The 12,831-nt window shown below is 45.0% G+C and carries 12 protein-coding genes; 1 reads left to right on the top strand and 11 read right to left on the bottom strand.

Annotated elements, in window-relative coordinates; all coding sequences use genetic code 11:
* Positions 1–2: 2 nt before the first annotated feature.
* The 7 genes from AM279_RS11175 to AM279_RS11145 all read right to left on the bottom strand — a co-directional run bounded on the left by AM279_RS11175 (position 3) and on the right by AM279_RS11145 (position 7,700).
* Entirely contained in the window at positions 3–491 is a 489-nt protein-coding gene (locus tag AM279_RS11175) for a hypothetical protein (protein WP_054408125.1), read from the bottom strand.
* A gap of 110 nt (positions 492–601) precedes the next feature.
* A complete protein-coding gene (locus tag AM279_RS11170; RefSeq protein ID WP_054408124.1) occupies positions 602–1,684 on the bottom strand; it encodes a hypothetical protein in 1,083 nt (360 codons plus the stop codon).
* A 42-nt stretch (positions 1,685–1,726) separates the two neighbouring features.
* A complete protein-coding gene (locus AM279_RS11165) occupies positions 1,727–2,455 on the bottom strand; it encodes a hypothetical protein (protein WP_054408123.1) in 729 nt (242 codons plus the stop codon).
* Positions 2,442–3,002, bottom strand: coding sequence for an RNA polymerase sigma factor (locus AM279_RS11160; RefSeq protein WP_054408122.1), 561 nt, complete (start codon positions 3,000–3,002; stop codon positions 2,442–2,444). The genes AM279_RS11165 and AM279_RS11160 overlap by 14 nt, the downstream gene beginning before the upstream one ends.
* A 163-nt stretch (positions 3,003–3,165) precedes the next feature.
* Positions 3,166–4,143: a polyprenyl synthetase family protein gene (locus tag AM279_RS11155; RefSeq protein WP_054408121.1), complete on the bottom strand. Its 978-nt coding sequence runs from the start codon at positions 4,141–4,143 to the stop codon at positions 3,166–3,168.
* Between the two features lie 116 nt (positions 4,144–4,259).
* Positions 4,260–5,312, bottom strand: a complete 1,053-nt coding sequence (gene rlmN, locus AM279_RS11150) for a 23S rRNA (adenine(2503)-C(2))-methyltransferase RlmN (protein WP_054408119.1) — start codon at positions 5,310–5,312, stop codon at positions 4,260–4,262.
* Positions 5,313–5,447: 135 nt separating this feature from the next.
* The gene (locus tag AM279_RS11145; protein WP_054408117.1) at positions 5,448–7,700 is read right to left on the bottom strand and encodes a T9SS type A sorting domain-containing protein; all 2,253 of its coding nucleotides are present in this window, start codon (positions 7,698–7,700) and stop codon (positions 5,448–5,450) included.
* A gap of 146 nt (positions 7,701–7,846) precedes the next feature.
* Here AM279_RS11145 and AM279_RS11140 point away from each other — a divergent pair, with 146 nt between their 5' ends.
* The gene (locus tag AM279_RS11140; RefSeq protein ID WP_054408115.1) at positions 7,847–8,488 is read left to right on the top strand and encodes an O-methyltransferase; all 642 of its coding nucleotides are present in this window, start codon (positions 7,847–7,849) and stop codon (positions 8,486–8,488) included.
* A 3-nt stretch (positions 8,489–8,491) separates the two neighbouring features.
* On the opposite strand, the gene AM279_RS11135 is transcribed toward AM279_RS11140, so the two are convergent.
* The 4 genes from AM279_RS11135 to AM279_RS11120 all read right to left on the bottom strand — a co-directional run bounded on the left by AM279_RS11135 (position 8,492) and on the right by AM279_RS11120 (position 12,831).
* Positions 8,492–9,061: a phosphatase PAP2 family protein gene (locus AM279_RS11135; protein ID WP_054408113.1), complete on the bottom strand. Its 570-nt coding sequence runs from the start codon at positions 9,059–9,061 to the stop codon at positions 8,492–8,494.
* Positions 9,061–9,405: a Sec-independent protein translocase subunit TatA/TatB gene (locus tag AM279_RS11130; RefSeq protein ID WP_054408110.1), complete on the bottom strand. Its 345-nt coding sequence runs from the start codon at positions 9,403–9,405 to the stop codon at positions 9,061–9,063. The genes AM279_RS11135 and AM279_RS11130 overlap by 1 nt, the downstream gene beginning before the upstream one ends.
* Before the next feature lie 83 nt (positions 9,406–9,488).
* Entirely contained in the window at positions 9,489–10,487 is a 999-nt protein-coding gene (locus AM279_RS11125) for a T9SS type A sorting domain-containing protein (protein ID WP_054408108.1), read from the bottom strand.
* 88 nt (positions 10,488–10,575) lie between these two features.
* Positions 10,576–12,831, bottom strand: a complete 2,256-nt coding sequence (locus AM279_RS11120; RefSeq protein WP_054408106.1) for a M1 family metallopeptidase — start codon at positions 12,829–12,831, stop codon at positions 10,576–10,578.

The following is a 12,831-nucleotide window of genomic DNA, read 5'->3' as shown; positions in this document are numbered from 1 at the left end:
GCCTATATAGATAAACACTCATACATATGGCCGTTTTCGTCTGCCGGAAGGCGTAGATTGCGGTTGTAGATATACAGGTAATTGCCGCTAAGTATCCATTGAGATGCCTTTTCTTCTTCGCACAAGGTAAGGGCTTTTATAAGCTCATTGTATTTTGCGTTTTTGCCAAAACAGAACCGTACACCGTTAATAGTGTCGTTACTTGAAACGAGTTTGCGCACCAACTGCCTGCCGGCTTGTAGTTGTTGCGCATCATCTTTGCCGCTAATAATTATGTCCCGGTAATTACGGGGCATAGGGTTGTTAAAATACGGAAGCCCTAATGTAGAGTCAACTTCAATAACATGTTTGTCCTTTGATGGCATAGCTAATGAAATAGCCCCTTTTGGGGTGTCAAGGCCTGTGTTGTTAAGGTAAAAGAGGCAAAGCGCAGGTATAAGCAATACTAACCCTGCCAGCCCCGGAATGGTAATTTTAGTGTGAGGAGCCATGATAACTTGGTTTACTATCCTAAAAGTACAAAATATTTAAACGCAAAAAAGGCGTTCCCTGAGAAATGGAAACGCCTCTTTCAAAAAGTACAAAACTAACCCTTAATTAACTATTCTAAATCAAATCTTATGCCAAAAGACACGTTGTTCTGGTCGATTTCGTTATCAAATAACGATTGTATATCATATTTGGCATAAAGGCTTACACTTCCGTAGCCAATATAGCCACTTACACCATAAACAAAATCATTTACGTTATATCCGCCTTTAGATTTATGTTTCACATCATTGCCCAGCTCGTCTTCATAGCGCAGTATTTGTTTCTCTTTTACGTTAAAACCACCGTAGCCACCAATACCTATGCGTACACTGTTTTGAACCGGGTAGTAGGTCTTGTCTCCGTTAACCCTTTTACCTCCCAGGTCAAACTCCAGGTGCACCGGTATAACAAGGTTTGTAATGCGCAGGCGAGACATATCAAGGTCAAGGCCGGAGTCAGTAAGTACTGTTTGCCCGTCTACCACGGTAAACACTTTGTCATCTTTCGGCCTGAAGTTGTTGTATTGTAGCGAAAGGCCGTAGCGCAGGTGCAGCAGGTTATTGTTTTTAAAAATACGGGTGTTCCAGGTAAAGCCCCACTCATAAAATTCTGAGCGCTCTTTAAAGTTGTCGTTATCAATATCGCCGTCTACCACAAGGCGGTTAAGGCCTGTAGCAAATAAAAACCAGGATGTGGTGCGTTTAAAGTCGCGCTCAAAACCTTCCTGCTTGCGGTTTGTAATGGTGTGGTTACCAAGAGAATCATAGCTCGAATATTCCTTGTTCCTGCCCGGTATTGTAAACCTGAATTTTTTAGTAGCCTTGCTTTCCACCTTGCCGTCTACTTTATCCTGCACCAGTTGTGTTAGTTTTTCCTGCTCAAACGCTACACGGTTTTCTATGTTTTTTGCGCGTTTTTCGGCATACTGCTGCCTTTGGCTTTCGGCCTGTGCTTCGGTAAGCTGGTTGTTTTCAAGTTTTTGGTTTATGGCATCTACTTCTTTTTTAAGCGAGTCCTGCTCTTGTGCGGTTATGCGCTCAATGTTTGTGGCAATAGCCGCAGCGCGTTCCTCAAAGGTTTCTTTTTCCTGTGCCTGTAGTTTTGTAGAGACAAAGCATAAGAATGCCACTACACAAAAAGTAATTGCTTTCATGTTGTTTTTGGTGTTTAAATCGGTGTTTTTTTTGATTGATGTTTAGTTGTAATTGCGGGTAACCACGGCTTCTTTAACCTCGTCATACCCTTTGGCCAGCCTGTTAAACATACGGTCGCGGAAATTCATTTCCATTTCGCCCTCTATGCCCGTAAGCAGCTCATTAGCGTTAACCTTAACCTTAGGCTGCGTGGCCTTTGCTGCCTGTGGTTTTTGGTTTTGAACCGATGCCAGCAATGCATTTGCATCTACCTTAATTTTTGAATCAGGCTTGTTTAGCGCCAGCATTTGCGGTTGTGCAGTTTCAGCAGGGGCAAGCCCCGGATTGTCCTGGCTTGTTGTGCCTTGCTGTTGCTGCTGCGATTGATTGTTTTTTGATGATGATGAACCCTGTTGCACACCTGCCACCGCCTGTGTGGTGTTAGTGTTGTGCCCTTGTATTTGCGTTTCAGGCGAAATAATGGCGCCTGTGTTTGTATGGCCTCCGGTTTGTGTCGTATTGGTGTTACTGTTTACCACACTTTTGGTTGGGTCGGCTTCAATACTGTCGCTGCTGTTGTGCAGCATAAAGTAACCACCCACGCCCAGCATAAGCAGGAAACACGCCGCCATATACAACCAGCCAAAGCCACGTTTTTTAGTGGGTTTTTGGGCGTTGCCTTCGGCCACGGTAAGCATGGCATCAAGCCTGTCCCACGCCATAGGGCTTGGGGTTATGGTGCGGCCCTCAAGCTTTTCCCTTATTTCCTGTTCTATTTTATTCGGTTCCATTTTCGTAATTCTTTTGTTTGTTAACTAACCCCTGCAGCATTTTGCGTGCATGGGAGAGTTGTGATTTGCTGGTGCCTTCGCTAATACCCAGCATTGTTGCAATTTCCTGGTGTTTGTAGCCTTCTATGGCATACAGGTTAAACACCATTTTGTAACCATCGGGCAGGCTGTCTATCAAACTCTGAATATCATCTACACTCAGCCCGCTTTCTATATTGTTAAAAGAGTCTTCTACATAAAACTGGTCTTCCAGAAAACTCACTTTTTTTTGCACCCGCAGGCAGCTTATGCATTCGTTTACCATTATCCGCCTTATCCAGCCTTCAAAGCTGCCTTTAAACTCAAAACTTTTAAGATTGGCAAATACCTTCATAAAGGCGGTAATCATAACGTCTTCTGCCTGGTGCACGTCTTTAATGTACTGCCTGCATACCCCCAGCATTTTGGGCGCATACTTAGCATAAACCTGCTGCTGGGCGTGCCGGTTGCTTGCGGCTGCCTGCTGTACAAGGTCGTGCTCCTGCTGGTGTAAGGCAATTACTTTCAAGACGTGTTGGTTTTATTGGTTTCGGCCCCGTGCGATTTTATTAGCAGCGGTTTCTATTAACATAGACGGATTACGTTGCAAAATGGTTGCATGAAAGGTGTAAATTTTTTAATTTACTAATGTAACTATTTTGTTTTTAATGATTTATGTGTTGAAAAAAAAATTATATTTTTCTTTCAATCACGTAGTTTACCATTAAGGTAAGTGCCGCTTTAAAGTCAGAATCAGGGTAACCCGATATAAGTTGCAGCGCATCCTGCTGAAACTGCACCATTTTTTGCTCAGCATAAGCAAGGCCGCCTTTTTGCTTTACAAAACCGATTACTTCCTTAACGCGCTTTTTATCTTTATTATGGTTTTTAACCGAATTGATAACCCAGCGCTTCTCTTCTTTAGTACAGTTGTTAAGCGCATAAATAAGCGGGAGGGTCATTTTTTGCTCCTTAATATCTATGCCGGTGGGTTTGCCAATGGCATCATCGGTGTAATCAAAAAGGTCGTCTTTTATCTGGAACGCCATGCCTATCAGTTCGCCAAATTTGCGCATACGCTCCACATCATGGCTGTCAGGGTGTACCGATGCAGCGCCGAGTGAACAGCATGCCGCAATAAGCGTGGCCGTCTTCTGGCGGATGATTTCATAATACACCTCTTCGGTAATATCAAGGCGGCGGGCCTTTTCTATCTGAAGTAATTCACCCTCGCTCATTTCGCGCACAGCTACTGAAATAATGCGCAGCAGGTCAAAATCGCCATTGTCTATACTCAGCAAAAGGCCTTTACTAAGCAGGTAGTCACCCACCAGTACGGCAATTTTGTTTTTCCACAATGCGTTGATGCTAAAAAAGCCACGGCGGCGGTTAGAGTCGTCTACCACATCATCGTGCACCAGGGTAGCGGTATGTATAAGCTCTATAACGGCTGCCCCGCGGTAGGTGCGCTCATTAACAGTGCCCCCGCTTACCATTTTGGCAGTGAGGAATACAAACATAGGGCGCATTTGCTTGCCCTTTCGGTTTACTATGTAGTGGGTAATACGGTTAAGAAGCGCCACTTTGCTGGACATCGACTCACGGAACTTTTTCTCGAAAAGCTCCATTTCCTGCATTATAGGCTGCTTAATTTGCTCTGTGACTTTCATTGCGGCTCAAAGATAGGGAAAACAGTTCAATGTTTATTGTTCAGAGTTCAGAGTTAACGCTATCTGTTAATTAAACGATGCGAAACAATGAACAATAAACCACGAACCATGAACAACTAAGAAGCCGCCTCGTTCTTATTGGCAAGCTGCCCGCAGGCGGCATCAATGTCCTTACCGCGGCTGCGGCGCACTTTAACCACCACACCGGCGGCTTCAAGCCCGCGGATGTAAGCATTAATAGTGGCTTCATCTGCTTGTTGGAATTCGCCGTCGTCTATTGGGTTGTATTCAATAAGGTTAACTTTGCAGGGCACATAACGGCTGAATTTTACAAGCGCGTCTATATCCTGCTTGCGGTCGTTAATACCTTTCCAAACCACATATTCATACGTAATACGGCTTTTGGTTTTAGCATACCAGTATTCTAATGATTCGCGAAGGTCTTTAAGTGGAAAGTTTTCGCTAAAGGGCATAATACGGCTGCGTACCTCGTCTATAGCCGAGTGCAATGATACGGCCAGCTTAAACTTAACCTCGTCATCGGCCAGTTTTTTTATCATTTTGGGTATACCAGATGTAGAGACGGTAATGCGTTTGGCGCTCATGCCCAGCCCTTCCGGCGAAGTGATTTTATCTATGGCCTTGATTACGTTATTGTAATTCATAAGCGGCTCACCCATACCCATAAACACAATATTGCTTAACGGACGGTTGTGGTACAGGCGGCTTTCGGCATCAATGGCCGCTACCTGGTCATAAATTTCATCGGGGTTAAGGTTGCGCATGCGCTTTAGGCGTGCGGTGGCGCAAAAGTTGCAGTCAAGGCTGCAGCCCACCTGGCTGCTCACGCAGGCCGTGGTGCGGGTTTCGGTAGGTATAAGCACACTTTCTACCACAAGGCCATCGTGCAGGCGTACAGCATTTTTAACGGTGCCGTCTTCGCTTTGCTGCATCTGGTCTACGTGAATGTGGTTAATCACAAAATTATCCTCCAGCATCTGGCGGGTAGCTTTGGCCACATTGGTCATGTCGTCAAAACTATGGGCGCGTTTACTCCACAGCCATTCATATACCTGGTTGCCCCGGAATGCCTTATCTCCATTTGCGGTAAAAAAATCGCGCAATTGCTCTTTAGTCAGCGCCCTTATATCTCTCTTCTCCGTTTGCATGGTGCAAAGGTAAAACAATTTTCATAAAAAAGCCCCTGGCTAAAGCCAGGGGCAAATCATCCCCAAAAGCCAGGGGCAATTGATACTTTAAATAATCAGATAATTGCTACATTAAGCAATCAATACATTGCTGTATTACTCTTTAATCAGCTTAAAGGTAGCCGTAGCCCCCGTAGCCTTATCCTGTAATTTAAGCAGGTATACACCATTTGCAGCGCTGCCCAGGTTAAAGCTGCCGTTGCCGTTAATTTTGCCTGTAGTAAGCTCCTGGCCCAGCAGGCTGTAAACGGTATATTCCGGTTGCATACCGTTGTTTACGGCTATTGTATAAATACCGTTAGACGGGTTAGGATAAACCGTTACTGCATTTTGTAGTGTGTGGCTACCTGTTGAAAGGTCGTCTTTAAGGGCAAACCCAACAGCTTCCTCTGCACCAAAAGAGCCGCCGGTTGCTATAATTGTGCCGTCTTCAAGTGCCAGTTCATAGCTGCCGTTGCCATACAGGCAGCAAATACCGTCTTCGGCCTCATCAAAAATGGTAAGGGTATAGCACCCTTCCGGCAGGTCAAATGTTTCAGTATACTGCCCGTTGCTTTCATAACCATCACCACTTTCTATTGCAGTGCCTGCGTCATTTGTAAGTTCCCAGGATGTTTCATAGCCATAACCATCTGTAACCAGGGTAAACGTTACTGTTTGCGTTTCATAAATATTTACCTCAAATTGTTTTGAAGATGTATTGTCAGCCGGGTTTTCATCGGTAGTGCCATTAGGCTGTGTAATTGTTATGCTAAAGGTATTGTCACCATTAGCAGCGGCAAATTCCGGCAATGTTACTTCGTCAGATTCGCCTGTTGCAAGGCTGCCTGTCCAGTTATAAGTAGCAGTAGCACCGTTGTTAAGCTGGTAGCTTATGGTAGCGCTGGTTAGTGTAACGGTGCCTTTGTTGGTAATGCGCACCTGTGGTTCAAATATGCCGGTACATTCATCAAGGCCTGTGTTAAACAGCGAGCCACGTGCATCTACAGCATATACAACAGCCGGCGGATAATAATCAAGTGTGGTTTGTCCGGTGTTATTTGGGTCAAGCCATTCTTTAAGGCGCTGAGATGAGTTGTTGCCCGCATCCCACGATACGTCAAAACGGCCATAGGCATCAAACTGGTTGTTGTCTGTAGTGCCCACACACGCTGCATTGCCACCAAAAAGCTGGCCGCGCAGCCTTCCGTAATTATCATATAGGGGAGAGCCCGATGAGCCACCTTCGGTAACACCCAGGTCCCAGTCGTCTATGCGCCACATATAGGTTTCTGTTGAAAGAGGGCCATAATCACGGCAGGTTTTCATTATATCTCCCGAAGGGTGGTGTATACCAAAAACCGACTCAGGTGCTGTTGTGCTCCTGTCCCAACCGGCATACACAAGATCCCACTCGGCAGGAATATCGGCTGTTATTTCAAGAAGGCAAAAGTCGCTCTGCTCCCTGCGCGCGCGCAGCATGGCACCACTAAGGGTTTGGTAGTAGTTAGGTGCATTATTGGTGCTTGGAGTTGTGGCCGCACAAACCGGGTTAGGGCTTATCCAGTTGAAACGGAATGCCCACTGGCTTGGGTTGCTGTAGCAGTGGTTGGCCGTTAAAAAGTAAGGTGTGCCGTCGTTAGCCGTGTTGTTTACAAGGCTCCCGGTACAAAAACCGGAGTTGTTTACTACAATAAGGGCAACGGCTTTTTTATTTACTTCTTTGTAAGCTTCAATATCTTCAATATAACAATCAACATCATAGTTGCAGCTGCCACTCGCATTAAGGTCGTCATCCGGCGATTTCTGAATCATATCGGCCTGTGTGCGGTAACCGTGCACTACCTTAAATATTTCAAGGCGGCCCTGGCCTGCAACGGCAGCGGGCTCATAATATTCTATGTATATATCGCAGCCCTGTACCAGCCATGTGCCCAGCGTGCGCTCCGGGTTGTTCTGGCGGGCATCATAAGCACCCAGCACATCAGTATGGTTGTTGTTGTACAGGTAAACGGTAGCGCCTTCAGGCAGGTAAAAATCACTGAATAAAAAGTTTAGTGTCTTAGCTCCTTCAGAGGTGTAGCGAATGCGCCAAATGCGGTCGCCATTATCCAGGGTTGTCCAGGTACCGCTATTGCCAAGGTTGTGGTCTACTAAAAATTCGTAGCCAAAACGCCATGGCTTGTCTTTGCCTATATCATTTATAGCGTCTTCTTTCTTAATGGCTTCAAGGTCAAAACCGGGCATAGATATTGGGTTTACCTCTGCAAGGTTTTTCAGTTTAAAGCTTTGGGGGCTCCGTTCGTTTGTTACCTGTGCAAAGCCTGAAAGGGCACACACAAGTAGCAATAGGGTAAATTTAAAATTCATTAATAGTCGTTTAGGTTAAGTGGCGTAAAAGTAATTTATTTTGTTACAAATTAACGTTAAAGTGCAGGTGTATGCCGTTATTTTAACAGGCAATAAAAAATACTTATGCATTTTAAGTTTGCTACCTTTGCCTAAAAACTACAGAAATGCATTTTATATCTGAAGCCCTTGAAGATTATGCTGCACTGCATAGCCAGGACGAACCCCAGCTTTTAGAAGCGCTTAACCGCGAAACCCACCAAAAAATACTACAGCCCCGTATGCTGAGCGGCCATTTTCAGGGTAGGGTGCTGAGCCTGATAAGCAAGCTGGTTAACCCAAAGCATATTTTAGAGATAGGTACCTTTACAGGATATGCCACATTGTGCCTTGCTGAAGGCTTAGCCGAAGGCGGCAGCATAGATACTGTAGATAATAATGAGGAACTGGTGGATTTTCAGAAAAAATATTTTGATAAAAGCCAGTGGGCAGGGCAAATACACCAGCACCTGGGCAATGCGCTGGATATTATTCCCGGGTTAGGTAAAAAGTTTGACCTTGTGTTTATTGATGCCGATAAGCCCAACTACCCCAACTACTGGGAAATGGTAGTGCCTTTGATGAATAAGGGCGGACTTATACTTAGCGATAACGTACTGTGGAGTGGCAAGGTATTGGAGCCGGTAAAGCCTAACGACAAAAGCACCAACGTACTGCTGGAATATAATAAACGTGTAAAAGAAGACCCCCGTGTAGAAACGGTGTTGCTTCCTATTAGAGACGGGCTTACCGTTAGCAGGGTTATCTAAACATTAGTCAAATTTGGGCGCAAACCTGGTACGGATGTATTTGTAGAGTTGGTAAACAAGCCAACCGGTAAAAATACCATACAAATAGCCGCAAAGTATATCGCCGGGGTAGTGTAGCCCAAGGTAAATGCGGCTGTAGCCAAAAATAAGCGGCCAAAGGAAAAACAGGCCTATGTATTTGGTGTATGGGCGCAGTATTTTATAAGTTAAAAAAGTAACCGCCATAGAATTTGACGCGTGCCCTGAAACAAAACTAAATGATTTACGCCTTATAACAGCCCTTATGGCATCGGCAATTTCGGGGTTATTGCAGGGGCGTGGGCGTTTTACAAGAAATTTTATAAGGTTTGTGGTCTGGTCTGTAAAAAGGATTAGTAATGCTACCATGCCCAAAACTAAAAAAGCATGGGTTTTGCCAAGCTTTTTAAAGGCGGTATAAATAACCAATGCAAAAACAGGCAACCAGTACGGAAATTTTGTTATGATTTCCCAAACAGGGTCCCATGTTGTGCTGCCCAGGGTATTAAACCATAAAAATATATCCCAGTCTAAATCAATTAGTTTGTCAAGCATTATCTCTGGCGTTTTATAGGGCCGGTTAAATCTTCAATGTTAACATCAACTTTTACGTCTTCAACACTTTTCTGGATATCCTGGTCCATTTCCTGCTTTACTTTATTCACTTCTTCGGTAATGGCTTTAGCGGGGTTGCTTTCGCCAATTTCGGTAAAGGTTTTCTTTATGCCGTCAACATCGGCACTGCGGTGTATTTCCTGCTTAATATCGTTAGTAGCGTTTTTAAGCTGTGCCATGCCTTTAGCCAGCGCACGGGCAAACTCAGGTATTTTATCGCTGCCAAAAAGCATTAATACCACAATTATTATAAAAAACAGCTCTCCGCCTCCTATTCCAAACATGACTTAGATGTATTTATGTTTACAAATGTACGTAAAGTTATGCGGAGGCGGATGGCTGAATTATAATTTTAACCCACAGGTTGTTATTGCTTAACCATTTTAAGGGTTTTAACACCATATGCCGTTGCAGCCGAAACAGTGTAAACACCATTGGCAAGGTTGCTTACATCGGTATCATTGCTGTTAGATTGTAATACTGTGCGGCCCATTGTATCTGTTACGGTTATACCTGTAATTTCGGCACCTTCTATGTGAAGCGTGTTGTTAACCGGGTTTGGCGCTATAGCTAATAGATATGCTTCCGGTTTTTCTACACCCATAACAGGAAGGTAATATGTTTCTATAGACTGTTCGGTTTGGTTTACGTTAAAGGCTGGCAGGTTAACGGTGGCCGTAAGCGTACGGAACACCGGTAAATTGGCTGGTGTTTCGGCATAATAGCTATACATAACCTGGGTTAATGTGCCTAATGGCAGGCCCGAAAAAAACAGGTCAAGGTCCTGCTCTATTTTAAGGCGTACTACGGGTATAGAAACCTCAATATCATTTATAATGGCATTAAAAGTACCGGTGGCATCTACTAATGTAGTTCCTGTACCTGTAAAGGTACCCTCATAATTGCCTGTGCTAAAAGTTCCTGCAACATCATCTGTTACAGCAGTAGTGCTAAATGATTTTGGGAATGTGCCCAGGTCAAAATTGTTAGTAGCATAATTTAGTAGAATGCCTGAAGCCGAAGCTCCTGTAACAGCAACATTGCCATTATCACTGCCGGCAAGGAAAAACTGGCTGATAACCTCAGTGTTTACAGAGGTGTTAACTACCTGTGTAGTGCCCGGATATTCATCCAGCTCGGCGGTTGTAGGCTCTGCTACGCCGGTATAAGACTCATTGTTGTTTGGTTGGAGCCCTGTGTAGTTCCAGTTTACGTTTTCTCCGGCTTCACTTTCATCTAAAGTGGTTTCTGATGTGAGCAGGTAATAGGTTGTAGTTGGAGTTGTAAGCGGGTAAAAATTGTTTACCGTTTGGGCCGAAGCCGCAAGAGATAGCAATAGTGCTACAGAAAGTAGTGTTCTTTTCATAACTTAAAGTGTTTTGCCCAAATTTATGAATTTGCACCATAACTTTTCGATAAAAAGAACACTGCTTAATTAATATATTGTCAAATAGTTACTGTCTTTTCTTTTCGAGTTCGTCAAACTTGTCTTTAACGGCAGCTTTTGGCCACACATTGTTGCTAACATCTACATCGGCGGTTTGCAGCTTAGGGTCGAGCGTAATTTTAGTAACACGTTTATCTGTAGCAAACACGCGTGATGCTGTCTGGTTACCCTTGCGCCATATCTGTACCGGGAAAGTTTGTGTTTCAGTACTGCCATCGGCAAAGGTAAGTTCCACAATAATGGGCATAAGCATACCGCCGGGTTTGTCAAAACTTACTTCATAAAAATACTTGGGCTGTTTTAGTTTAGCTCTTTCTGCAGGTGTAAAATGCTCGTTCAGGTAGTCGTTTAGCAGTTTTACTTCGTTAGTGTCCAAAGGTTTTTCCACCTCTTTGTTGGCGTCAGGGCCATAAGCGGCAAGGTATACAAACGGACCTTCTTCCTGCCCGAAACGCCCCCTACGCACCGTTGTGCCTTTTGCTGCTTCAGGCTCGGTTTCGGTAACGTAATATTGCTTAACGCCTGATATGCCAATGTCTACATAATCAGTGCTGTAAAACCAGCCGCGCCAAAACCAGTCCAGGTCTACCGCGCTGGCATCTTCCATGGTACGGAAGAAATCCTCTGGCGTGGGGTGCTTAAACTTCCAGCGGTTGGCATAGGTTTTAAAGGCATAGTCAAACAGCTCGTGCCCCATAACCAACTCACGCAGTATATTAAGCCCTGTGGCAGGCTTGGCATAGGCATTGCTGCCAAACTGGTATATTGCCTCGCTATTGGTCATTATAGGTTCAAGGAATTTTTGGTCGCCACTCATATAAGGCACAATTTTATCGGCCGGGCCACGGCGTGAGGGGTAGTTGGGCATAAACTCCTGCTCGGTTAAATATTGCAGGAAGGTATTAAGGCCTTCGTCCATCCAGGTCCACTGGCGCTCATCTGAGTTTACAATCATGGGAAAGAAATTGTGTCCCACCTCGTGAATGATAACGCTCATCATGCCATACTTAAGGTTATCCGGCGTGTAGCCTTTCTCGTCAGGACGCCCGTAATTCCAGCAAATCATGGGGTATTCCATGCCCTGGTCTGCCGCCGAAACCGAAATAGCTTTTGGGTACGGATAGTCAAACGTATATTTTGAATAGGTTTTTAGTGTATGCGCCACCACTTTAGTAGAATACTCGCCCCACAGCGGGTTTGCTTCGGGCGGGTAAAGCGAAATAGCCATAGTAGTTCTGCCGGCAAGCTGCACGGCCATAGCATCATATATAAACTTGCGCGATGATGAAAAACCAAAGTCACGCACGTTAGTAGCTTTAAATTTCCATGTTTTTTTCTTGTCAGAAAAGCCTTTGCTGGCGGCTTCTGCTTCAGCCTGGGTTACCACCACTACGGGCTTATCAAATGTTTTGGTAGCCTGTTCCCAGCGTTGCAGCTGTTCTTTAGTAAGTACGTCTTTACGGTTTTGAAGCTCGCCTGTACCGTCGAGAATATGGTCGGCCGGGGTGGTAATGTTTACCTCAAAATTACCGAATGGCAGGGCAAACTCGCCTGCGCCCCAAAACTGCATGTTCTGCCAGCCCTCAACATCGTTATACACCGCCATGCGCGGGTAAAACTGCGCTATAACATACAGGTTATTATTGTCTTTTTCAAAATGCTCATAACCGCTGCGCCCGCCTATAACCTGGTAGTTGTTTATGTTGTACCACCACTTAATGCTAAACGATATCTTCTCGCCACTTTTTAAAGGCTGTGGCAGGTCAATGCGCATCATGGTTTGGTTAATAACATAGCTCATAGGGTTGCCTTTGGCATCTTTAACGTATTCCAGCTTAAAGCCGCCATCAAACCCCTCTTCCATAAAGCGTTGCGAAAACCCTGCCGCCTTAAACTTGGCGTCCATGGTTTCGCTGTTTTGCAATTCGCTTGCGCCACCCGGTTCATGCTGGTTTTGGTCGAGTTGCACCCACAGGTATTCTAAATTGTCGGGTGAATTATTGGTGTAGGTTATCGTCTCGGTACCATACAGTTTTGTATTCTTGTCATCCAGCTCAATATCCATCTTGTAGTCGGCCTGCTGCTGGTAGTAGGCAGGGCCGGGCGCACCGCTTGCAGTGCGGAACATATTTGGTGTAGCCATCTCAGTATACATCTGGCTCATTTTGTTTGAGTCATAATGGCCGGGTTCGCGCTTAACGGGTATATCCTGCGCGGTGGCAGCCGCAGTGGCAAGGATGGATAGGTACAGGGCGTTTTTCAT

The sequence above is a fragment of the Flavobacterium akiainvivens genome, from assembly GCF_001278115.1.
Classification (GTDB): domain Bacteria; phylum Bacteroidota; class Bacteroidia; order Flavobacteriales; family Flavobacteriaceae; genus Flavobacterium; species Flavobacterium akiainvivens.
The sequence above is the reverse complement of the archived record's forward strand: the minus strand, read 5'-3'. Positions and strand labels throughout refer to the sequence as shown.

Coding starts and splice junctions, on each gene's coding strand:
- AM279_RS11140 (WP_054408115.1), top strand. CDS start 7,847: ATGCATTTTATATCTGAAGCCCTTGAAGATTATGCTGCACTGCATAGC.
- rlmN (WP_054408119.1), bottom strand. CDS start 5,312: ATGCAAACGGAGAAGAGAGATATAAGGGCGCTGACTAAAGAGCAATTG.
- AM279_RS11175 (WP_054408125.1), bottom strand. CDS start 491: ATGGCTCCTCACACTAAAATTACCATTCCGGGGCTGGCAGGGTTAGTA.
- AM279_RS11155 (WP_054408121.1), bottom strand. CDS start 4,143: ATGAAAGTCACAGAGCAAATTAAGCAGCCTATAATGCAGGAAATGGAG.
- AM279_RS11130 (WP_054408110.1), bottom strand. CDS start 9,405: ATGTTTGGAATAGGAGGCGGAGAGCTGTTTTTTATAATAATTGTGGTA.
- AM279_RS11165 (WP_054408123.1), bottom strand. CDS start 2,455: ATGGAACCGAATAAAATAGAACAGGAAATAAGGGAAAAGCTTGAGGGC.
- AM279_RS11120 (WP_054408106.1), bottom strand. CDS start 12,831: ATGAAAAACGCCCTGTACCTATCCATCCTTGCCACTGCGGCTGCCACC.
- AM279_RS11125 (WP_054408108.1), bottom strand. CDS start 10,487: ATGAAAAGAACACTACTTTCTGTAGCACTATTGCTATCTCTTGCGGCT.
- AM279_RS11145 (WP_054408117.1), bottom strand. CDS start 7,700: ATGAATTTTAAATTTACCCTATTGCTACTTGTGTGTGCCCTTTCAGGC.
- AM279_RS11170 (WP_054408124.1), bottom strand. CDS start 1,684: ATGAAAGCAATTACTTTTTGTGTAGTGGCATTCTTATGCTTTGTCTCT.
- AM279_RS11135 (WP_054408113.1), bottom strand. CDS start 9,061: ATGCTTGACAAACTAATTGATTTAGACTGGGATATATTTTTATGGTTT.